This window comes from Spirosoma lacussanchae, from assembly GCF_005870035.1.
Lineage (GTDB): Bacteria > Bacteroidota > Bacteroidia > Cytophagales > Spirosomataceae > Spirosoma > Spirosoma lacussanchae.
On sequence record NZ_SWJG01000002.1, the window covers coordinates 38,562 to 59,936 of the forward strand.

Here is a 21,375-nt window from a genome sequence, read left to right on the forward strand (position 1 = left end):
ATCAGCCAAGTACCTCGCGCAGGACGGGTAGTGATTTTACGTCGCCAACCGTATCGATATGGATCTGGTAGTACGCAACCAGCGCATTAGCCAATTCGTTTCGGGCCGTTCGGGTCAGCGAGATAGGCGTGCCAAAGGGTTTCCGAAGCATGGTGTTCAGCGCTTCCTCAACAGCCGCATCGGGTAAGAAGGGGTAGGAGTTCTCGCGCAGCTGGTCTTCGAACTCGCGCGCGCCTTCGGGACCGAAACCCAGGAAAAACGACAGTTTGAGCAGGAAGATCAGGTGGAAATTTTCGTAGTTGGACCGGGCTTCTTCCAGAAACAGGACCGAGTCGAGCAGAAACCGGAACAGCACTGGGCTGCCGGCCTCTTCTTTCAGGACCTTATTGAGCATCTCCGTAACGAAGAGTGCAATGGTCGATTTGGTCACCTCGAACGGCAGGCTCTGAAACGGATGCAGCGTTTTTACCTCCGAAAGCCGATGCAGATCGCGGTCGTTCTTGTAATAGACGACCATATCCAGTAACGTTAGCGGCTGAAAGAGGGCAATGCGGTTATTTTTGCTCTTGGCCGACCGTACGCCGTTCACAATGTAGCTTTGCAAACCGAATTCTTCGGTGTAAACGCGGGCAATGATCGACGTTTCGCGGTAGCGGATGTAGCTAAGGGCAATGCCCCGGGTTTTCTGCAGCATCAGGACTCAAGGAAAGGGAACCGTATACCTGGTTAACAACGAATGCAGCAAAAAAAGCAGCCGACGTCAGTAATTCTACGCCCGCCTGGCATTTATTCACTGTACTATTATCACGATCTAGTTTTAGCGTTCCTATGCATCTGTATAAAACCCGCTCCGGTATCGTTCTGAGTGATCAGCAGCAGTATTATCACCTCCCCGTTACGGACTGGGACGAACTCGTCAATCAGGATGACCTCCATACCATACTGCGCCAGTACACCACCCAGAACACGCCATCTGACGAGTACCAACAGTGGGCCGAAATCGACCTGCTGGCTCCCATCGGCCGGCAGGAAGTATGGGCTTCGGGCGTAACCTACCTGCGGAGCCGCGACGCCCGGATGGAAGAGTCGAAAAAATCGGGGGGCGATAATTTCTACGACCGCGTTTACGACGCTGAGCGGCCCGAACTCTTTTTTAAATCCACGGCCGAGCGGGTCGTTGGACCGGGCGACGCCGTCCGGATTCGGGCCGATTCGACCTGGAATGTGCCGGAGCCCGAACTGACCCTGTTTATGACCTCGTTGGGTAAGATTGTTGGTTACACCTGCGGTAACGACATGAGTTCACGCAGCATTGAGGGCGAAAATCCGCTTTACCTGCCGCAGGCCAAAACCTACGACGGCAGCGCGGCTCTCGGGCCTTGTTTGTACGTGCCCGAATCGCCCATCGCGCCCGATGCGCAGATACAGCTGGATATTCTCCGGGCGGGTCAGCCTGTTTTCAGCAACCGCATTGCCATCAGCCAGATGAAGCGTCAGCATAACGAACTGGTTTCGTTTCTGTTTCGGGAGTGCTCGTTTCCGAACGGTTGCTACCTCATGACCGGCACCGGTATCGTTCCGCCCGATGATTTTACCCTGGCCAGTCAGGATGAGGTTCGTATCACCATTGACGGAATCGGAACGCTGACCAATCGGGTAGCCTAGGTCACTACCCGGATTCCCGTTTTTACAGCCGATACTTTCTTGCGAAGGGCATCCATGTCGGTGTCCATAACCGTAACGTGGCCCATCTTCCGGAATGGCTTGGTAATGGCTTTGCCGTAAAAGAAGGGGAACACCCCCGGCATGGTCAGCAGCGTTTCGAGTCCTTCGTAGCGCGCCGGGCCGGTATGCCCGTCTTCGCCCAGCAGGTTGAGCATGGCGGCTGGCTGGTAGGCGTCGGTGTTGCCCAGGGGGTAGTTCAGGATGGCCCGCCAGTGTTGTTCAAACTGGGAGGTTACGTTGGCCCGGATGGTATGATGACCACTGTTGTGGGGCCGGGGCGCTACTTCATTGATGAGTACGTTACCGGCTTTGTCGAGAAACAGCTCAACGGCCAGCAGCCCGACAATGCCAAACGCATCGGCCGTCTGGCGGGCTATGGCCTGCGCCTGCCGGTCTATGTCGGCGGTAATTTCGGCGGGGGCGAAGAGGTACTCGACCAGGTTCAGCTCCGGATGAAAAACCATCTCTACGGTCGGGAACGTCTGCACGTCGCCCCCTTCGTTACGGGCCACGATAACGGCCAGCTCTTTCTCGAAGTCGACCGCTTTTTCGAGTACGCCCGGCGCGTCGAAGGCTTTGTCGGCGTCGGCTGCGGTAGCGATTCGCTGAACGCCCCGCCCGTCGTACCCGTCGCGGCCGAGTTTATGAAAGGCGGGCAGTAACGCCGGGTTCTGGTTGATCTGCCGGATGGCGTCAGCGCGGTTGTCGGTCAGGATAAAGTCGGCCGTGGGCAGGTTATTGTCGCGGTAGAACTGCTTCTGAAGTCGTTTATCCTGAATAACGCGGATAACGGCGGGCTGGGGGTATACGCGCTTTCCTTCGCGTTCGAGGGCTTCGAGTGCGTCTACATTAACGCGCTCAATCTCAATCGTCAGCACATCGACTCCCTGGCCGAACTGATACACGGTATCGTAGTCGGTCAGGGAGCCGGTGTTGAATTGAGTACACAAATGGCGGCAGGGTGCGTCGGCGTCGGGGTCGAGCACGTGCACACGCAGGTTCCAGTCAATGGCGGCTTGCAGGAGCATAAGGCCCAGCTGCCCTCCGCCCAGAATTCCGAGAGTCGGTGTCAAGAGCGTGAACGGATGAATGAGTGGGCAAAATTACCCGATTCGATCCATTAACCAGCGTTCTCCCTGCGTATACTTGGCGGCCTGCACTTCGGCCATCGACTGTTTGAAGTTGAGCAATACCCCCCAGACGTCCATGAAGAAACGGTTTTCGTGCTGCATGGTCCTGAAAAACTCGACCGCTTCGGTAGCCGACAGACCGCCATACGTGCGGGCCACATTGAGCAGAACGGCAAATACGTCGTCGGCCATCTTGGCGTCTCCGCAGACATAATAGTGACAATCGGGCTGCGACAGCACCTCCCAGATGGCGGCTCCCTGCCGTCCCATCAGATCCTGCACGTAGATGCGGTCTTCGCCCAGCCGGGAAAAGGCAACGTCGAGGTGGGTCAGGATGCCTTCTTCGTGCCAGGTTTCCAGTTCCTGCTGGTAGAGGTAGTCGTTCAGGTTGCGGCAGCCGAAAAACAGGCGTGTTTCGCCCGGCCGGGCCGAACTCCAGCCGGTTTTGGGTCGGCCGTTCATGGCTTTCAGCAGCGGGCTTACGGGGTAGTTGAGCGTAGCCGACGGCGCATCGGACAGAGCATGGCCGCTGGCCGACTGCTGCGCCTGCCGGAGCATACGAAGCTGTACTTCGCGGTGCTGCAGAAAACCAACCAGGGGCGACAGGCCCGTTCCGGGTCCGACCATGAGCATTGGCGCCTGCGGATCGCGCGGGGGGCGGAAGTTGGAGGTGCGTACCGATAGCCTGACATGATCACCCGTGGTTAGCCGGGCCAGATAGTTAGAGCACAGACCCGGTCGCGTATAGCCTTCATCGGTGGTGATCTGCACAACGCCAACCGTAACGTGGATCTCAGTCGGGTACACCAGCGAGCAGGATGAGATCGAATACAGGCGGGGGCGCTGGCGGGGTAGCAGCTCAATGAGCTGACCGAATGTGAGCGCTGCCGACGGAAACGCATCCAGCAAATCGCAGACGCTCATAAATGCGTCGGTAATGTGTTTTTTGAGGGCCTGCCCATCGGGGTCATACTCGTCGCGGTTCAGCAGTTCGCTCCAGCTCTCCAGCATGGCGCGTTCGGCCGGGTCCTGGGCAGCCGCCAGCAGGGCATCGACAAGCTCGTCGTAGGGTTCGCGGAGCGACAGATCGAGGTCTTTGGTCAGCACGTCGCCTACCCGCACCGGAGCCGGGTACGTATGATCGCCCAGGACGTCGGCTCCTTCCGGGGTTGTCAGAGAGGTATAAAAATAGGCGTCGGCGTCTATGTTGATCTGATGGCAAATCCGCTCCACCAGGTCGGGTGGATTGTGTGGGTAAATGACAACGTGATCGCCGGTTTCGTAGGTAAGGCCGGTCTCTGAAATATCGAACGCGATGAATCGGGTTGACCGGCTGCCTACAATCACCTCTTTGAGCAGCTCGCGGTTGGTGATTACGGGCACGTCGACGCCGGGGTGGCGATGGAGCCGCTTATCCGTCTCGGCGGTATCGACCTGCTCCGCATCAACAAACGACACCTGAAGTTTCCAGTCGGCCTGGCTGGTCTGCTCCTCGGTCGATCGGCTCGGATCTTCGCCCAGCAAGCGGGCTACCAGACCCAGCCACTGCCGGAAGGTAGCGGCCTGGCCGTTGATTTCGTCGGCTTTGTGCAGGGCGGCTGCCCGGTTAGCGCCCAGCCGGGCCAGCTGCTGGTCCAGCATGATACCAGCTGCGCAGAAGTGCGGGTAAACGGTATTGCCCAGGGCCAGTACCGCGAAATGAAGTTTGTTGAAGGCTCCATCGGGCAACTGTCTGATCTGGGCGTAAAAGTGCTGAGCGTTGGCTGGTAGTTCCCCTTTTCGGAACGTGGATGAGATAATCAGAAGCCACTGTTCCTGAGGGAGTTGCGCCAGATCGTATTCGTCGAGCGCCATAACCCGCGGATGATATCGACTCAGCCGGCGGGCGGTTTGGTGGGCGTAGCTTTCAGACGTGCCGGTTTCCGATCCGTACAGGATGAGCAGCCGCTGCGCAACCGGTGTCGAGGCCATCACCTGATCATCAGCCATGACGTACTGATCATCAATAACTGACCAGCGGTCGGCCGCGTAGTGAAAGCTGGGGTTCAGGTAAAAATCCCGCATTTCGTGGTGCCAGACGGGCGTCGTACTGCCGCCAGCCGACGGCACCACCCACGACCACTGGGCAGGACACTCGCGACCGGCTCGTTTTTCGCGCTGATCGTGGGTCATAAACTGGCGGGCGGCCGTCTGGTGATCGACCAGCGTAACCCGGGCTTTGGTGAAGGAGTGCAGTACGGCTACATTCAGCTCCAGAAAGGCGCGGTCGTGCCAGAGTGCGCTGGAGGTGTCCAGGTTGAAGCTGCGGGCAATGGGTTCGGCCAGGTTGTAGCGGCCTTCTTCCCAGAGGTTGCGGGCAATTTCGGTTTCCATAAACCAGCCGTTGAACGGCACACAACCGTACTGAACGCCCCCGATGTCGAGCCGGAAGTTGGTAATGGCCGGCACCGCACACCATTGCAGGTTGAGGGCATCAAACGCCGGGTACTGCGGGTGTTCGAGCGTTACCCGCAGCACATCGTCGGGTTGAAACGAATACAGACGCGGCTGCTGCCCCGGTACGTCAATGACCAGTGGCAGGTAGTCGAAGGCGGTTTTTTCGGCCGGGGGTGTCCAGCCCTGCCGGACAATGGCCTGAGTGAGTTTCAGGTTGGCGGGGTCGCCCAGTATCGATCCGTCGGGTTGTTCGTAAGCCGCAAACCGGACGTACTGGCTGTTCCAGATGCGCGGTCCCCAGCGTTCGGCCGGTTTTTTGGGGCGGAAAACGGTCATTACCGTCTGGATGATGCCGCCGTTGGTAGCCAGCCGCATGTGTTCAACGCACTCGCGGAACATCGCGTCGGGGTCGTTCACGTGCCGCATATCCCGAACCAGCATGTTCCGCCACGAGATGCGCCCAATGCATTTGGTGGCGTTTCGCCAGGCCAGCTGTGCGCCGTATGACAGTTCGTCGTAGGTCTGCGTATAGGTACCTGTCGCCTTGATTTCCCGTTCCACTTCGCCCCAACGCCGAATCCGATCGGCCTGGGTCCACTCCAGCTCGGTGGCCAGCTGGTCAATAAACTCGCGGGCTGAGGCCAGTAGCCGCTGTACGCTGATCATGGGCTGTTGCAGCACATGGCTCACCCGGATGAGGAGCATCGACCAGGCCTTCTCCTGCTCGGCGGAGAAGTTGGGCAGATGCCGTTTCATGACCGCCAGCATGGGGGCCACCAGTTTAGGATAGGCCTCCGGCGGAATGCCGGCCCGCAGGTGGGTACGGCCCAGGTCGCGGAGTTCCGTAGCTACATCACGGCCTGCTTCGAGCGAGCGCGTCAGAAACACCAGCGTATGCATCAGGTGTTCGGCCAGCCCGTCAACGTCGGTACGGCCGAAGTAGGGGAGTAGCTCGGGCTGGGTCTGAAACAGCTCCTGATAAAACTCCGTACCGGTGGCCAGTGCGTTGGCCGCCATAATCTCGCAGCTTTTCCGCATGACCTGCACCATGTCCGGCGTCAGCATGCTGGCATAGGCCCGATCCACGTCAAAAGCAGTGGGCAGCAGCTGGAGCGAGAAAAAGCGGTAGAAGGCCGACTCGTTGCCCTTGGCTATATTATCCCGATCGTAATCTTCAAGGTGTGGCACCTGAGCGATGGTCCACATCCACACCCGGCGGGCCGAGATCCAGTGAACGGGGCGCATACCCAGATCGGTCAGGAGCGCTATCTGCTGGTCGATTGATTGATGGTGAGCCGGTTGGGATGGGTATACACCCCGGTAACTTTCCCGCAGAATACGCTCGGTTTGCGGAATCAGCTGCCGCACGCTCTGGTCGAACAGCTGCGCGAAATAACCCGGAACCAGATCGACCGAATCGCCCAGCCGTTCGGCCAGGTCGGGGTTCTCGTGCAGGAGCCGCTCGAAGAACAACTCAACCAGCATATCCTGAAAAGCCAGGAATTTATTCCATACATCCTTGACAAGCACCTTTTCGGGGGCTGTCAGGAGTGGCATGGCAGCCAGCTCATCCTGAATGGCAGAGACCGTTGCCGGGGCAAGGTCAGGACCACGGGAGTGAGCCGGATCGTGAACGGAGAAAGTATTCATCGTAAGTATATTGAGTTTAATGGAGTCGGCAGGCGTCGTTGATCAGTCATAACAGGTTCAGCCGGTTCATCAGTTCGGACTTGTTGGCCCGACTGATTGGAATTACCTTGTTTTGAATAACCAGCGTATTCTCTTCGATATCCACGATCTTGCCGAGGTGAACGATATACGATCGATGAACCCGCAGAAACTGTGGGCCCAGCTTCTCCTCGATATACTTCATGGTAGCGTACACAATATAGGTTTGTGTCGTGGTGAAGATCTTGACGTAGTCGCCCATATTCTCAATATAAGCGATGGTGTCGAACGGGAGCCGGATATAGCGCCCGTCGGTTTTGATGTAAATTTCCTGCCGATCCTGCGATACCGTCGGCCGATTACGCGCCCCCAGTTCCAGCGCCCGCTCAACGGCAATTTTAAACCGGGGCAGGGTAATTGGCTTCTTCAGGTAGTCGGTTACCTGATACTGGTACGCATCGTAGGCATACTCGGTCTTACTGGTGGTGAGCACCACCAGCGGAATAGACGACAGTTGCTCGAGCAGTCCGAAGCCCGACAGGTCCGGCATTTCGACATCGAGCCAGATCAGGTCAACGCTGTGTTCGGCCAGGTAATTCAGCGCTGGTGCTGCGCTGGCAAAGGTACCCACCACACTCAGGGCCTCGTGCTGTTCGCACATGCGCTGCAACGCGTTCCGCGCCATCAGCTCGTCATCTACAATGATACATGTCAAGCTCATCGATTAAGCTTTTGGAGAAAGCGTTTTTATCTCGTTCCGTAAGACCGGCAGCAGGTCTGTAACCTCTTCGACCAGCGCCTGACAACGTTGCACCAGCGGCTCTTTGTCTGCGTTCTGACCCAGGCTCCGTTCAATCTGGCGCAGTTCATCTTCCAGTCTCGACAGGCCCACCATACCCAGCGTTGGCTTCAGCTTATGGGCCATAGAAGCCAGCATCGACCAGTTCTGGTCGGTACAAAGGTCCGGTAACTGGAGTAGTTCAGGCACCACATCGTCCAGAAACGTGGCGAACATCTCGGCGGCATGCTCTTTATCCGAACCGTATAGTTCAAACAGTCGCTGCCGGTCCAGAACATCATCGGCTGGTAAGGTGGGTTTCGGCTTAACCGAAGGGTCTGTTTTACGGGGGGCGGCTTCCGACGCGGCCGTTGGGGCGTATCGCTCCAGTATGTTCAGCAGCTGACTTGGCTCGAAAGGCTTGGTCAGGAAATCGTTCATTCCTACTTCCATTGCCAGGCTTTTGTGATCGAGCATGGCGGAGGCTGTCAGGGCGATGATGGGTATGTGCTGGTTGGGGTTGTGGGTGCTCCGGATGGCCACAGTGGCTTCGTAGCCGTCCATAATCGGCATCTGAATATCCATCAGGATCATGTCGAACCGCTGCTGTTTGGCTTCCTCAACGGCTTTTTTCCCGTCCGACGCCAGCGTGAACGGAATCTTCCACTTGGTGAGCAGACTGCCGATATAGGTCTGGTTCATCAGGTTGTCTTCAACGACCATAACGTGGCTGACGGGCAGTTTACCCACTGTCTTCAGAACAGGGTTGCCAGCATCCCGGTTGTCGGTCGTGGCCGTAGCGCGGACGTAGGGTAATTTGAACGTAAAGGTACTTCCCTGTCCGTTCTGGCTTCTGACGCTGATGGTTCCTTCCTGAATCTCAACCAGCTCTTTGGTGATAGCCAGGCCGAGACCGGTTCCTTTGTACTTGTGTCCCTGCGGATTTACTTGTCTGAATTTCTTGAAAATCAGACCCTGTTTATCTTCTGGAATACCGACGCCCGTATCGGTCACGCTAAACTCGATCCAGCAGCGGTTGTCGTCCTCCTGTACAATCCGGGCGGTGATCTGAATACTGCCTTCTTCCGTGAATTTTTCGGCGTTGCCGATCAGGTTCATCAGAATCTGGTTCAGCATGACATCGTCGCCGATAAAATCGCCCGAAATACGGGCGTCGTGCATCACGTCGATGGTAACGGGGCGGTTATGCAGTTTGATCTCGAACACCTTCTGGGTTGCCCGCAGCAGCCCCGCCAGGTCGAAGGGGCGCGGACTCACTTCAATGCGGCCTGCTTCAATTTTGGTCATGTCGAGCAGATCGGAAATCAGGCTGTGCAGAAAGTCGGCCGATGTTTTCAGGATATCGATGTACTCGCGTTGCTGGCGGGTCGGCTGTGTATCGAACAGCAGGTGCGACATTCCGATAATGGCGTTGAGGGGCGTTCTGATCTCATGGCTCATGTTGGTCAGAAACTGCTTTTCGGCCCGTTGGGCTTCTTCGGCTACCTGACGGGCTTTGGCCAGCTCCTGTTCGGCCAGTTTGCGGTCCGACACGTCACGGGCCACGGCTACCAGTTCTACAATCTGACCATCGACGGTAATCGGCCGTACGGTCTGACCAATCCAGACGTGGCGACCGTCTTTTGACCGGATCGGAAACTCGTTGTAGGTACTGTCCTGGCCTTCGGTCATCATGGCCAGGTAAAAATCGGTCAGGGGTTTGCGGTAGTCGTCATCGACGAAGCGCGTAAAATGCGTACCGACAAATTCCGCTTCCGTATAGCCGAGCGATTTCTCAACTACCGGACTAACGAACGTGAAATACCCCCTGGGCGAAATTTTGTAGATGATGTCCTGTACCGATTCGATCAGTTGCCGATAGCGTTGTTCGCTTTGCTCCAGCTCGCCCAGCTTGTCGCGCACCTGCTGTTCGAGGTGGTCGTTAAGGTGCTGGAGCTGGTTGTTGGCATTGTAGAGGGCCAGTGCTTTTTTTTCAAGTATGGCCTCTGCCTGTAAGCGGGCTGCTTTTTCCCGCGCCAACCGCCTTTTGATCAGGTCTATGTCGTTGTCGGGCATACGCTTAGTCTTTCACGATGTCGAACAAAACCTGGCTGCCATCGGCGGTCAACTCCGTTTTCCGGATGGTGGCCGTTTCTCCATAATGAGCCAGGCACCCTTCGATCAGACCATAGGCGAAATCAGATAGTTTCCGCTCTGACTGGTAATACATCTTCAGGTGGTTTTCTGAAGGCTGCTCCATGGCGAAGTGGGGTAGCTCCGCATCCGGATATAGCTTTCTCACTTCAACATGTATGTAATGCTGAATGGAGTTTAGTAAACTAAAAGCAGAGGTAGACCGCTCGATAAACTGGTAGTAGTTGCGGGTAAAGGAACCAAACATATACCGGCCGTAGGCCCGCAGCAGCTCATGAACGGGGGTTGTTGTATGCTGGCTGAGACTGTGCAGCAAAGTAACCATCTCGGCATGATCATACGTCCCAATAGCCGTATAAATGCCTCCGGAAGGAAGATTACTTTGGTCCAATATGGTGTCTACCAGCGCGTAACCATACTGGTCCTCAACCATTTCTAAAAGCTCCGTAAATACAATTCCTTTCATGTACAAGCAGTGAGATTAAAACCTTGGCAATATACCAATATGGGTAACAAATTATAAAATTATTAGATGAAATAATTACAAATCATAATGGAATATCGACTTAGGTTTTCCAAAAATCGGCAAAACGGTACAGTTCATCGAATAATTGGCCACAAACTATAACAGTAAGATCAAATTTGGGTCATCAAAGAACAAAATAGTACTTAAGTCAACTACGCCAAAACTTCTACCATTTTCAAACGTATGAAACCAGCATTGAATGACGAAGAAGTTATTCGTCAGTACCGTAATACTAACCCTAACGAGTGTTTTGAGCTGTTGTATAACCGATATGTACGCAAGGTATACAACAGATGTTATTCAATGACAAAAAATTCGGAGCAGGCTCAGGATTTTACTCATGATATTTTCCTGCGCATGTTTGCTCACCTGGATCGTTTTCAGGAGCGGTCGTCGTTTTCAACCTGGCTTTATTCGATCTCTTACAACTACTGCATCGATCAGATCAAGCGGTCGAACCGGCTGGCCACAACCGATCTGGATCAGGAAACCGAATACGCTGTAGCGCAGTCGGCCGATAGTGACAGTGCAGAAAATAACCTGCAGCAGCTGGCCAAAGCCATGGAATCCATTGCTCCGCAGGAAGCGCTGATTCTGCGGATGAAGTATCAGGAAGGGCTGGATGTGCTTCAGATTGCCAAGAAGCTGAACCTGAAAGAAAGTGCCGTGAAAATGCGCCTGAAACGGTCGCGCGATAAAGTTCGTACCCTTTGCGAAGCATCACTATGGGCGTCCTGAACCATGATTTCTGCGTTACCGGGCTGCTGGCAACGTCGCCGGCGCCCCGCTATATCGCGTGTCAGCATACCGAAAAACGTACCCATCTGACGGGCTTCGATACCTATGACGAAGCCCGGACCTACCTCACTACCCACACCAGTGCAGGCCGGGCCACCACGCTGGCCATCGTACAAACGCAGTACGACCGGGTCGTTTATTACAAACGCCCGGTCGCATCGTGGTCAGCTGGTCGGCTGTTTAGTTTCTTTTTGTAATATCAGACCCGCCCGACTCGCTCTTGCCCAGCACCCGGGCCGAGCCGTAGTAGTAAATATCAGAGCCGCCCGAGGCTTTCAGACTTAACTCGCGGGTGGCGTTGATGTAGACGTCAGACCCACCCGACGAGACCGCATTGCCAACTTCGACAACCAGCTTGCGGGCGTCGAGGTCGGCCCCGCCCGAGCCGCTGGCGTTGAGTACCTGGGCCGACCCTTCGATGAGCAGATCAGCTCCGCCCGAGGCCGACGCATTCAGGTCGTTTGCTTTCAGGCTCAGCTTAATATCAGCCCCACCCGATGCGTCGATGTTCAGATCGTTGAACGAGAGCGTTCCCTGGCCCAGTATATCGGCGCCCCCCGATGCCTGCAGATCGGTCAGTTGTTTGAACGTCAGGTAAGCCTTGACGTAGCGGTCACGCCCGAAGTTGAACCCCCAGTTTCCTCCTTTGCGCTCGATGTACAGCCGGAGGGTGCCGTTGCGAACCTCCGACTTCACGTCTTCTTCGTCAACCCCTTTGGATTCGATCGTCAGCCTTTCGCTGTTGCCCTGCGTCAGATAGACGTCAATGCCACTCGAAACGCTTAGTTTCGTAAAGCTCGATATAGGCCGGTCTTTTTTCCAGTCACGGCTGGTCGTACTCAGACTCGCCGTAAAGAGAACCAGCAGCACAGTAAGTATTTTCATGGCTGAAACAAGTTAATGATTTGATACAAGATGCGAGTTAATGGCTTATTGTTGCATGAAGCCCAAAAAAAAGTGTCCGGTTTTAGAGGAATTCCTGTCCGCTATCGGACGTCATAGTGGTTTTATTTTAGGTAATTAACTGACAGACAACCAGAAAAGGAAGCTGGCACGGCGCTTGAACAGGGTGTCGGGGTCAGAGCGCCGGGCTGCAGCCGCGGCCCGCAAATTACGGAATATCAGCGCGACTGAAGTAACTCAAAATAAATCGATTATGATTCAACTTCGCAACGTGTCGAAATACTATCCGGCCGGATTTGGTCGGGTTTATGTACTGCGGACTATCAATCTTAGCATCGCGCAGGGCGAGTTTGTGTCGATCATGGGGCCGAGCGGATCGGGTAAAAGTACGCTGCTCCATATTCTGGGCCTGCTCGAAGAACCATCGGAAGGGGAGTATCTGTTTGCCGATCAGCCCGTTCAGAAACTGAGCGAAAAACGCCGGACCGAACTCCACCGAACGCAGATCGGCTTTGTGTTTCAGGCCTATCACCTGATTGACGAACTGACGGTCTATGAAAATATTGAAACCCCGCTGCTGTACAAAGGCGTAGGCAGCTCGGAGCGTAAAAGTCGGGTGGCTGAGCTGCTCGACCGGTTCAATATGGTGGCCAAAAAAGATCTGTTCCCGGCTCAGCTGTCGGGCGGGCAGCAGCAGCTGGTCGGTATTGCGCGGGCGCTGGCGGCCCAGCCGAGCGTCATCTTTGCCGACGAGCCTACCGGCAACCTGCATTCCGATCAGGCCCGCGATATTATGGAACTGTTTCGGGAGTTGAACCAGAAAGACGGGGTTACCATCGTGCAGGTGACACACTCCGAGCTGAACGCCGAATACGGGTCTCGCATCGTGCGGCTGAAAGACGGATGGCTCGAAGAGAGCGGCCAGCCGGCTGTTGGTACTACCCTGTGAGCGGGTAGTTATCAGGCCGGGCTGAACAGGGTCAGGAGCCTGGCCTGAAGCGTTTCGCTCAGCTGCCCTTTATACACCTGGATACCCATAACGTTGGCAGTAAACAGCAACTCCGCTTCGTCCAGGCTGGCGGGCAGGAAAAACCCCTCCCGAACGATGGGAAAGGCCCGCAGCAGCTGGCGCCGGGCAATACCGTTGATGCAGCCGGTCTGTAGCGACGGGGTATGCAGCACAGCCTGTTGAAACCAGAACAGGTTAGACGCTACGCACTCTGCCAAATGACCCTGCTGGTCGAGCAGAATGGCGTCCTGGTAGCCTTGCTCTTGCTTAAATAACCCCGCCAGTACATACGGTAACGCATTGGCGGTTTTGTAGCCTGAAATGGGAGAATATGCTAATTGTATATCTGGATAAATACCTATTTTTGTCTGATTGGTTATAGCAAATGGCTGACCGGGCCGGGCTGTTATCAGCAGGTTATACTGGTTGGTTGTGGGCGTATAGAGGCCTCCGGTCTGCCGCCAGACCTGAACTCTGATCCGGGCGCAGGCCTGCGTCAGCCCGTTGGCCGCCAGCAGGGCCAGAACACGCTGCTGCAGCGTCTCTGACCAGGCCGCAGCCGGTGCCAACAGGTGGAGCGCGGCCATGCCTGCTGTTAATCGGCTGAGGTGATCCTCCCAGAACCAGAGTTGCCCGGCTTCGTAACGAATGGTCTCAAAAAGACCGTCACCATATTGAAATGCCCGGTCGTTGGCCGTCAGTTGAAAGGCATCTTCAGCGAGTAAATCCGAATTATAAACCAGAAACATGCTTGGTTTGCGCCGTTTATCCTAAAACGATAGCTGCGCCGAAGGTAAGTTTGTAACATTGAATCATCAAACACAATGAATACAAGACGCATGCGCTTTCTACGAATCGGAGTAATGGGGTGTTGTTTTGGCTGGAGCGCGCTGACCAGTCTGGCTCAGTCGACCACCAATCCACCAGCGGCCGTTTCGCCCGCAACGGGCGACGCAGCCATCGCTCCGTCGCAGCAGCTCAGCCTGCAGCAGTGCATCGAAATTGCGCTGAAAAATAACATCACTGTTCGGCAAAGCCAGCTTCAGGTGAACAACAGCAATGTTCAGCTGCAACAGTCCAAGCTCAACCGGCTGCCTAACCTGAACGGATTTGCTACCCAGAACTTCAGCTCGGGTTTTAACGTAAACCCCGTAACCAACCAGTTTGTTGAGCGCTCCATTTTGTCGAACAACTTTCAGCTGACTTCGTCGGTAACGGTTTATAACGGCGGTATTCTGCAAAACACCATCCGGCAGAATGCGCTGCTGGTTCAGTCGAACGAACAGAACCTGCTGGCCACTCAGAACAACGTCATCCTGCTGGTGGTGCAGAACTACCTGAACGTACTGACGGGGCAGGAGCAGCTGGCCATTGCCCAGCGGCAGGCCGATGTGAGCCGGTCGCAGTACGAGCGGACGCAGAAACTGGTCAATGCCGGCGCTGCGGCCGAGTCGGCCCTGTTCGATTTGCAGGCTCAGCGGGCTACTGACGATCTGGCCATCGTAAACGCACAGAACAACATCGATCTGGCTAAGGTAGCCCTGCTTCAGGCCATGAACCTGTTTGGCAATCAGGCCATCAGTGTGCAGCCCGTGTCGCTGCCCGATCCGAACGTAGCCGATTATGATGCGTCGCCCCAGCAGGTCTACGACATTGCGACCAATAACATGCCCGATGTGCGGGCCGCCGACCTGCGGGTGCGGAGCGATGAGGTAGGGGTTCGGGTAGCCCGGGGCAACTACATGCCGCTGCTGACCCTGAACGGCGGTATAACGACCCTGTACTCCAACTTCGGTGCCCAGCGTCGGATCGAGAATGGCGTTACGCAGATTCCGCAAACGATTACGATCAACGGCATACAGCAAACGATTCTGATCGATCAGCCGAATTACTCGTTCGAGAATTTTAACTTCGCCGAGCAGTTCAAAAACAACCAGAACCGGTCGCTGGGTCTTACGCTTCAGGTGCCGATCTTTAACCGGTATCAGGCCCGCACCCGGGTGCAGCTGGCTACGCTTAACCGGCAGAACTCTGAGTTGCAGGCCGACAACACCCGGCTGGCGCTGCGGCAGAATATTGAAAATGCCTACGCTAACTTAGTAGCATCGGGCAACCGGTACCGGGCTACCCTGACGCAGGTAACGGCGTTTGAGCAGGCCTTCCGGGCGTCGGAAAACCGGTTCAATGCCGGGGCCATCAATGCCGTAGATTATAACATTGCAAAGAGTAACCTCGACCGGGCGCGCGCCAGCCTGGTGCAGGCCAAGTACGATTACGTATTCCGAACCAAGATATTAGACTTTTATCAGAATAAACCGCTTACGTTTTAATAAGTAATTAGGTGAATCTGTGATGGAGCGGCTGGCTCAGAAGGCGCCGAATCACGCATCGCTCGATCACTCAATAATGAACTATGAAGAAGAAATCGAACCGCATCTGGTGGATATTGGGTGGACTCGTTGTGCTACTCGTGGGAGGTCTCGTAGCCGCCAAGCAGGCTGGCATGATCGGGAAGCCCAAGATGACCGAAGTAGACTTTGCAACGGTTAAACGGACCAATATTACCGAGCGCGTCAGTGCGTCGGGCCGGGTTCAGCCTCAGGTAGAGGTGAAAATCAGCCCCGACGTATCAGGCGAAATTATTGGCCTGTACGTAAACGAAGGTGATCCGGTCAAGGCGGGTCAGCTGCTGGTTCGTATCCGGCCCGACAACTACGAGTCGCTGCTGGCGCGGGCGCGGGCCACGGTGAACCAGAGCCGGGCACAGCTGGAGCAGTCGAAAGCATCAGTATCACAATCGAGTGCGCGGATGATCCGGGCTAAGGCCGATTATGACCGGAACCGGAAACTGTTTGCGGATAAAGTGATTTCTTCGGCCGATCTGGAAACCAGCGAGGCCAACTACAACGTAGCCCAGCAGGAAGTTGAAGCGGCAAAAGCAAACGTACGGGCCGCTCAGTTCAGCATTCAAAGTGCCGAAGCGAGCCTGCGGGATGCTACCGAAAACCTGCGCAAAACAACCATCTACGCCCCCGTAAACGGCACGGTTTCCAAACTGAACGTTGAGCTGGGCGAGCGCGTGGTTGGTACATCGCAGATGGCCGGTACCGAAATTATGCGTATCGCAAACCTCCAGAATATGGAAGTGCGCGTGAACGTCAACGAAAACGACATTGTCCGGGTGAACCTGGGCGATACGGCCGACATTGAAGTGGATTCGTACACCACGGCGGGTCGTAAGTTCAAAGGGGTTGTCTACGAAATTGCCAATACGGCCAACGGACTTACGAGTTCGTCGGGAGCTACAGCCGCAGCGCTATCGTCGGATGCCGTAACGGAGTTTGAAGTCAAAATCAAGATTCTCAACAGCTCGTATGCCGACCTGCTGGCCCAGAAAGACAAGAAAGGATATCCTTTCAAACCAGGCATGACGGCTTCGGTGGAGGTAATTACCGACCGAAAATCGGGCGTGCTGGCGGTGCCGATTGCAGCGGTAACGACGCGCGGTGCGGAGGTAGAGACGCCGGAACAGACTGATCGACCCAGCGGCACAGTTGATGAGAAGCCCGCCGGTCAGGTCGAAAAGAAGGAAGCGGTGAAGGAGCTGGTGTTTGTAAACGTCGGCGGTAAGGCCGTGCAGCGCGAGGTGAAAACCGGGATCAGCGATTTTGAGAATATCGAAGTGATATCGGGACTGAAGCCGGGCGAGCAGATCATTTCCGGTCCGTTCATTGCGGTATCCAAAAAGCTGAAAGACGGCGAGCTGGTGACGAAACGTGATCCGAATAAAGCCAAGAAAAAGACAGAAGAAAAAGAAGAGTAATCGGCTTCTGACTGTGTGATGCCAAAACGCCCGACGCTGTTCTGTCGGGCGTTTTGGCGTTTATAACCAGCCCGGATACCGGGGGCAGTTGCTGCCACTTATGGACAAAATGAGCCATTTGTCCAGATAGGCGTAACGTTTGGTTTGCTGCGTGTCTTTATCACGCGACTAAGCACAAAACAACTAACCTCTTACTACTATGAACAGGCTTGCAACAACACTGCTTCTGACCTTACTGGTCAACCTGACCATGGCCGCCCCGCTGCCCCGGCGCGACCGACCAACCAAACTAGCCCACTATCAGATGGGGGCCTACGTGTCTATACGTGGCAAATTGGTGGTGAACATCGATAAAGAACTGGGGGGCGAGGTGTCGATCCAGCTGCTGGATCAGAAAGGGAATGCCTGCTTCAACCGGACTATGCTCCAGACCGAAACCAAAACTCGCCTGCAACTGGATCTGAGCGAACTAGCCTCGGGAACCTATACCCTCAAACTATCAAACGGACTCGACGTGGTTATTCGTGAAATCAGCGTGTCGACCCCCGTCGAAACACCGGTGCATCGATCAGTTACGGTTATCCCATAAAGGTGCTGGTTGACGGGTTCAGGAAACGGGGCGTTGCATCTCCTTGATCAGTCGGTACGATTGAATGGCCATGATCAGCAGGGCCAGGCCGAGCGCGGGCCAGATGAACCACCTGTTATCGATCGAACCTGCATCACTGATCGTGTCGGTATTCGTCGGGCTGAGTGGAGCCAGGTTGATGATCGGTAACGCATCGGGAAGCGGATTGCTGAACGCTGTCAGATCGTATTGGGGCGCTGACAGCTGCTCGTTGCCTAGGAGCAACGCGTAGGGCGTACCGGCGTTCAGATCGGCCGTGAGCCAGGTCGTGCGCTGGTACGCCCGAATACGCCCAGGCTGTAAAGGGGGGCTGTCTCCGTTGTGAATGATCAGATGCAGGCTGGGTGTACGCAGACCCGAAAGTAGCACCACCGCACTGTCGCCGGAGCGGAGCGTGAATGACCGGAGTACCTCAAATTCCGTCTCGACCCGCCGACGACGGCCCCTCCGCCGGCTGATCAGGCCGAGTTCGGCCCGGCGCTCAAACCGGGCGGGCCTATCGATCGGAATAACGAGTCGGTCAATCCGGGCCGGGGCCGGAAAAGTCAGCCGTATATCGGTATGGGTTGTCGTTTTGACGGCTAGCTGCTGCTGCCGCAGGCCCTTGATCGGCGTATACGATGGGGTTACGACTACCGGCTGATACCCACCAATCTGGAGAATGTTCAATGGCGCCGTCAGCGAATCGGCCAGGTCGAGCCGATAAAACCGGTAGTCGCTCAGCGGAAAGTCCAGCTGCAGGTGACCGGATGTATGGTCTTTACTGTCAGGCGATTCGAGCACGATGTTTTCCCGCAGGCCAAACCACTGCCGGTTGTCGTTACTGCCGCTGAGTCGGGCCTGTTTCTGAAGACGCGCATTTTTGACCAACAGGGTCAGCGATTGAATCGGTTTCCGGTTGGGTGGCTGAACAACCAGCGTCGTATGCCGGTCCGGTACGCTGTTCCGGCTGATGATCGGGTAAGCCACGAACCGGCTGGCCGGGCCTACTCCCGATTGGCGGAGCCGGTATGGAACTTCCCGGCCTTGCTTGTCGACCAGCCGGATGTCGCCCAGTGTGTTGTTAAGCTGGCCCACTACGGCTGGTGGGAGCATAATCCGGTGGAAGCCCGACTGCCGTACCGGCTGCAGATCGGCCCGGTACCGGTACGACTGCGCCACGCTGAGTCGTATGAGTAAACACAGCACAGCGCACATACAAATTAATCTTCTCATAGAACGGGCGTATCGGGCTGGTCGGCACTGAGCAGTTTTTTGATGCGCTGGTACATGAACGAGATTATGAGCAGCAGCACACCCAGAATGATAAATGCGGCTACCCGGCCTCCTTCCGAAATATCGCGCATGTCGTACAGGAACAGCTTGAGCAGGGTCAGCGCAAACAAGGCCAGCGACAGAATCCGGTAGCTCCGGTTTTTGCGCGACAGCCCCAGCCACATAAACACGAAGGCGCAAATGCCCCACAGAATGGGCAGCCCAACCGTGGTCACCTGTTGAAGAACGGCGTCGAACTGGTCGTAGGAAAGGACTTTCTGCCCGCTGGTTTGGGCGATAGCCACCCCCGGAAAACGGCTGAACACAACATGGTTGTACAGCTCCCAGCTGGCCGTATACACCACCACGAACCCCAGTACCCACGGCCAGTACCGGGCAACAGCGGCCGGCAACGGGTCGAGCCGGGCAATAATTCGCTGAAGCAGGATCAATATACCGGCCAGCGAGGCCAGGCTGAGGTAATGCCAGCCAAAACCTGCCAGCGATGGGCTTGTCCCATAATAATGGTCAGCCAGCACGCTCAGCGGGGCTGCTGCGAACACAAAGACGTACAGAAGCAGGGCCACTAGCCCTAGGCCGGCGGCCTGGCGTAGCCAGCTCTGCATACCCGACCGGTAGGCCAGCGCTAGCACAACACCCGCGAACAGCATGTTGTAGGCACCCAGAATAACAAGTCGGTTGGGGCCGAAGCTATACTGGTTAATAGCCTGATAGTTCGTTTCCAGAGCACCGGCCAGGTAGATCGTAATCAGGAGGACATAGCTCAGGAACTGGCGATACCGGCTGATGCCCAGACTGGCGGGCCAGAAAGGAATAGGCGCTTCCTGCCGATTCAGTAACTGACGGGAGCCGACCAGACCCCCAATGGCCACCAGGCTGGTAATAACGGCTTTGTTGAGGATAACAGGCAGCCATTGAACGGCCCCGTCGCCGTACATCGATTCCCAGTCCATCCATAGGCTGATGAGCATCAGTCCGGTAACCAGTACGGCACTGGTAGCCATGAACCGAAGACCGGATTTCTGCGATAACCACAGGAGCAGAACGGCCTCCAGCGCCCAGAACATGGTAATGTAGTTACCTTCTAACTGAACCGGTATCGCCAGACTGCCGAAGGTTACCACCAGGCCGATCAGCAAATAGAGCAGGGTACGATCAACGCCCGACTGGCGGGAGAGAAACCGGGCCAGCGCCAGGTTGACAACCGCCAGTCCAGCTGTAAAGGCTCCCTGCCAGCGTCCACCGTCGATGTGAGCAAGGGTGATCATGCCCGCGCTATAGTAGAGCGCCGTGTTACTCAGCAGCAGGCTGATATCGACCCGGGTAAATGGCGTTTTCTCTTTCAGGTTGTGCAGCAAATTCATGGTTAGAAACAGCGCATAAAACAAACTGGCAAACACCCAGGCGCCGATATAAGGCGCGCTGGGCTGGTCTACCACGCTGCCCGACAGCCAGAAACCATACAGCAGAACCGTACATACATAGGACAGCAGGTGAACCTGCAGCCATTTTCTGAAGTAAGACAGAACCAGCATGCCTACGTCGAGAATCAGGATATAAGTAAACAGTACGATGTAGTTTCCTTCGCCCGAGCTGACCATAAAGGGAGTCGCAAAACCGCCGAGCAGTGTCATAATGCCCAGCTCGACCCGATTGTAGGCCAGCGTCAGCAGCACCCCGAAACCCGTTATGACAACCATAATCGCGAACGCGCCGGTCTGGCTAAACAGGTTATAGTAATGAAAGGCAATAGCAATCGTAAAGTAAAGAACCGTCAGACCACCGCCGACCAGCACCGAACTAAAGGCTGTAAACGTCTTCCGAAGCCGGTGGGCCATGCCAAGCAGCAGAGCGCCCGCCGTTATCCCGATCGCTACTCGTCCGGCTTCGCTGAGCCACTGCTGATCGATGGCGTACTTCACAAAATAGCCAATGCCCAGCACCAGAATGGCAATGCCGATTTTGTTGATGAGGTTTTCGCCAATGAATTTTTCCAGGTCCGGATTGTCGGTCAGAAACCGGCGGATGAGCGACGGGCGGGGCGGGACCGGTTGCCGAACCGCGGGCGGTACTGCCAAGCGGACGGGGGCTGGCTGCGGAGCGGATTTAGTAACGGGCTGCGAGACTGGTTCGGGAGTCGGTACCGGTTGAGGTACTGCCACGGGCGGCACCGGCTCGGCAACGGGCCGAGCAAGGGGGGCCGCTACGGGGGGCGTTGGGCGGGCCGGGCTGATCAGCGCCGAACCTGTCTCGCCGGCAGTGCCCCGAATCTCGTCGCGCAGCCGAAGCAATTCTGCCCGCAGCTGGCCCATATCGGTACGCTGCTGCTCGAGCAGTTGTTTTACGGAGCCAAAGCGGCTGTATAAAAGGAAAGCGGTAAGCGTAAGGATGAGCAGTAAGAACAGTTCCATGGTACGGCAAAAGGCTTGAGAGAAAACAAAGCTAGAACAAAGACGAGTAATTGTGCTGTATGCCAGTTAGTTAGCGGTAAGCCTTTGAGTTGCCGGTAAAGAGGAGCGAGG

The 21,375-nt window shown here is 55.9% G+C and carries 17 protein-coding genes; 7 read left to right on the plus strand and 10 right to left on the minus strand.

All coding sequences use genetic code 11. The features are described from left to right. Position 1 precedes the first annotated feature (1 nt). Positions 2-694, minus strand: coding sequence for a DNA repair protein RecO (recO, locus tag FBR45_RS10650; RefSeq protein ID WP_138502122.1), 693 nt, complete (start codon positions 692-694; stop codon positions 2-4). Positions 695-828: 134 nt separating this feature from the next. Here recO and FBR45_RS10655 point away from each other — a divergent pair, with 134 nt between their 5' ends. Continuing rightward, a complete protein-coding gene (locus tag FBR45_RS10655; protein ID WP_138502124.1) occupies positions 829-1,665 on the plus strand; it encodes a fumarylacetoacetate hydrolase family protein in 837 nt (278 codons plus the stop codon). Here FBR45_RS10655 and FBR45_RS10660 read toward each other — a convergent pair. From FBR45_RS10660 to FBR45_RS10680, 5 genes are read right to left on the minus strand one after another with little or no spacing between them, the layout of a single operon-like run. Further along, positions 1,662-2,798, minus strand: coding sequence for a 5-(carboxyamino)imidazole ribonucleotide synthase (locus FBR45_RS10660; protein WP_138502126.1), 1,137 nt, complete (start codon positions 2,796-2,798; stop codon positions 1,662-1,664). The two genes, FBR45_RS10655 and FBR45_RS10660, sit on opposite strands and share 4 nt — an antisense overlap. Positions 2,799-2,828: 30 nt before the next feature. Further along, positions 2,829-6,941, minus strand: coding sequence for a nitric oxide synthase oxygenase (locus FBR45_RS10665; protein WP_138502128.1), 4,113 nt, complete (start codon positions 6,939-6,941; stop codon positions 2,829-2,831). Positions 6,942-6,987: 46 nt separating this feature from the next. Next, the gene (locus FBR45_RS10670) at positions 6,988-7,680 is read right to left on the minus strand and encodes a LytR/AlgR family response regulator transcription factor (protein WP_138502130.1); all 693 of its coding nucleotides are present in this window, start codon (positions 7,678-7,680) and stop codon (positions 6,988-6,990) included. A gap of 3 nt (positions 7,681-7,683) precedes the next feature. Further along, positions 7,684-9,813 (minus strand): PAS domain-containing hybrid sensor histidine kinase/response regulator, encoded by a 2,130-nt coding sequence (locus FBR45_RS10675; protein ID WP_138502132.1) that lies wholly within the window; start codon positions 9,811-9,813, stop codon positions 7,684-7,686. Between the two features lie 4 nt (positions 9,814-9,817). Next, a complete protein-coding gene (locus FBR45_RS10680; RefSeq protein WP_138502134.1) occupies positions 9,818-10,357 on the minus strand; it encodes a heme NO-binding domain-containing protein in 540 nt (179 codons plus the stop codon). 243 nt (positions 10,358-10,600) lie between these two features. On the opposite strand from FBR45_RS10680, the gene FBR45_RS10685 reads away from it, so the two are divergent. Both FBR45_RS10685 and FBR45_RS10690 read left to right on the plus strand, forming a co-directional pair. Next, positions 10,601-11,155 carry an RNA polymerase sigma factor gene (locus FBR45_RS10685; protein WP_138502136.1) on the plus strand — a complete coding sequence of 185 codons (555 nt, stop codon included), beginning with the start codon at positions 10,601-10,603 and terminating at the stop codon, positions 11,153-11,155. Further along, positions 11,143-11,412, plus strand: coding sequence for a hypothetical protein (locus FBR45_RS10690; RefSeq protein WP_138502138.1), 270 nt, complete (start codon positions 11,143-11,145; stop codon positions 11,410-11,412). Before FBR45_RS10685 ends, FBR45_RS10690 begins: the two co-directional genes overlap by 13 nt. On the opposite strand, the gene FBR45_RS10695 is transcribed toward FBR45_RS10690, so the two are convergent. Beyond that, positions 11,396-12,100 carry a head GIN domain-containing protein gene (locus FBR45_RS10695; RefSeq protein ID WP_138502140.1) on the minus strand — a complete coding sequence of 235 codons (705 nt, stop codon included), beginning with the start codon at positions 12,098-12,100 and terminating at the stop codon, positions 11,396-11,398. The genes FBR45_RS10690 and FBR45_RS10695 overlap by 17 nt on opposite strands. Positions 12,101-12,371: 271 nt before the next feature. Here FBR45_RS10695 and FBR45_RS10700 point away from each other — a divergent pair, with 271 nt between their 5' ends. After that, a complete protein-coding gene (locus tag FBR45_RS10700) occupies positions 12,372-13,067 on the plus strand; it encodes an ABC transporter ATP-binding protein (RefSeq protein WP_138502142.1) in 696 nt (231 codons plus the stop codon). Positions 13,068-13,078: 11 nt separating this feature from the next. Here the strand turns inward: FBR45_RS10700 and FBR45_RS10705 are convergent, their stop codons facing one another. After that, a complete protein-coding gene (locus FBR45_RS10705; protein WP_138502144.1) occupies positions 13,079-13,876 on the minus strand; it encodes an aminotransferase class IV in 798 nt (265 codons plus the stop codon). A gap of 75 nt (positions 13,877-13,951) precedes the next feature. Here FBR45_RS10705 and FBR45_RS10710 point away from each other — a divergent pair, with 75 nt between their 5' ends. The 3 genes from FBR45_RS10710 (at position 13,952) to FBR45_RS10720 (ending at position 17,539) form a co-directional block, all read left to right on the plus strand. Then, a complete protein-coding gene (locus FBR45_RS10710; protein ID WP_138502146.1) occupies positions 13,952-15,457 on the plus strand; it encodes a TolC family protein in 1,506 nt (501 codons plus the stop codon). An 83-nt stretch (positions 15,458-15,540) separates the two neighbouring features. Continuing rightward, complete coding sequence (locus tag FBR45_RS10715) at positions 15,541-16,950, plus strand: efflux RND transporter periplasmic adaptor subunit (RefSeq protein ID WP_138502148.1); 1,410 nt, start codon at positions 15,541-15,543, stop codon at positions 16,948-16,950. Between the two features lie 199 nt (positions 16,951-17,149). After that, positions 17,150-17,539 (plus strand): T9SS type A sorting domain-containing protein, encoded by a 390-nt coding sequence (locus FBR45_RS10720; protein ID WP_138502150.1) that lies wholly within the window; start codon positions 17,150-17,152, stop codon positions 17,537-17,539. A gap of 18 nt (positions 17,540-17,557) precedes the next feature. Here FBR45_RS10720 and FBR45_RS10725 read toward each other — a convergent pair whose 3' ends face one another. Together FBR45_RS10725 and FBR45_RS10730 are read right to left on the minus strand one after the other, a co-directional pair. Further along, positions 17,558-18,793 (minus strand): DUF3999 family protein, encoded by a 1,236-nt coding sequence (locus tag FBR45_RS10725; protein WP_138502152.1) that lies wholly within the window; start codon positions 18,791-18,793, stop codon positions 17,558-17,560. Next, positions 18,790-21,264 carry a DUF2339 domain-containing protein gene (locus FBR45_RS10730; protein WP_138502154.1) on the minus strand — a complete coding sequence of 825 codons (2,475 nt, stop codon included), beginning with the start codon at positions 21,262-21,264 and terminating at the stop codon, positions 18,790-18,792. The genes FBR45_RS10725 and FBR45_RS10730 overlap by 4 nt, the downstream gene beginning before the upstream one ends. Between the last annotated feature and the right edge of the window lie 111 nt (positions 21,265-21,375).

Bases quoted from the DNA above. Each gene is read 5' to 3' on its own strand.
- recO (WP_138502122.1), bottom strand. From the start codon at position 694: ATGCTGCAGAAAACCCGGGGCATTGCCCTTAGCTACATCCGCTACCGC.
- FBR45_RS10655 (WP_138502124.1), top strand. From the start codon at position 829: ATGCATCTGTATAAAACCCGCTCCGGTATCGTTCTGAGTGATCAGCAG.
- FBR45_RS10665 (WP_138502128.1), bottom strand. From the start codon at position 6,941: ATGAATACTTTCTCCGTTCACGATCCGGCTCACTCCCGTGGTCCTGAC.
- FBR45_RS10670 (WP_138502130.1), bottom strand. From the start codon at position 7,680: ATGAGCTTGACATGTATCATTGTAGATGACGAGCTGATGGCGCGGAAC.
- FBR45_RS10675 (WP_138502132.1), bottom strand. From the start codon at position 9,813: ATGCCCGACAACGACATAGACCTGATCAAAAGGCGGTTGGCGCGGGAA.
- FBR45_RS10680 (WP_138502134.1), bottom strand. From the start codon at position 10,357: ATGAAAGGAATTGTATTTACGGAGCTTTTAGAAATGGTTGAGGACCAG.
- FBR45_RS10685 (WP_138502136.1), top strand. From the start codon at position 10,601: ATGAAACCAGCATTGAATGACGAAGAAGTTATTCGTCAGTACCGTAAT.
- FBR45_RS10690 (WP_138502138.1), top strand. From the start codon at position 11,143: ATGGGCGTCCTGAACCATGATTTCTGCGTTACCGGGCTGCTGGCAACG.
- FBR45_RS10695 (WP_138502140.1), bottom strand. From the start codon at position 12,100: ATGAAAATACTTACTGTGCTGCTGGTTCTCTTTACGGCGAGTCTGAGT.
- FBR45_RS10700 (WP_138502142.1), top strand. From the start codon at position 12,372: ATGATTCAACTTCGCAACGTGTCGAAATACTATCCGGCCGGATTTGGT.
- FBR45_RS10705 (WP_138502144.1), bottom strand. From the start codon at position 13,876: ATGTTTCTGGTTTATAATTCGGATTTACTCGCTGAAGATGCCTTTCAA.
- FBR45_RS10710 (WP_138502146.1), top strand. From the start codon at position 13,952: ATGAATACAAGACGCATGCGCTTTCTACGAATCGGAGTAATGGGGTGT.
- FBR45_RS10715 (WP_138502148.1), top strand. From the start codon at position 15,541: ATGAAGAAGAAATCGAACCGCATCTGGTGGATATTGGGTGGACTCGTT.
- FBR45_RS10720 (WP_138502150.1), top strand. From the start codon at position 17,150: ATGAACAGGCTTGCAACAACACTGCTTCTGACCTTACTGGTCAACCTG.
- FBR45_RS10725 (WP_138502152.1), bottom strand. From the start codon at position 18,793: ATGAGAAGATTAATTTGTATGTGCGCTGTGCTGTGTTTACTCATACGA.
- FBR45_RS10730 (WP_138502154.1), bottom strand. From the start codon at position 21,264: ATGGAACTGTTCTTACTGCTCATCCTTACGCTTACCGCTTTCCTTTTA.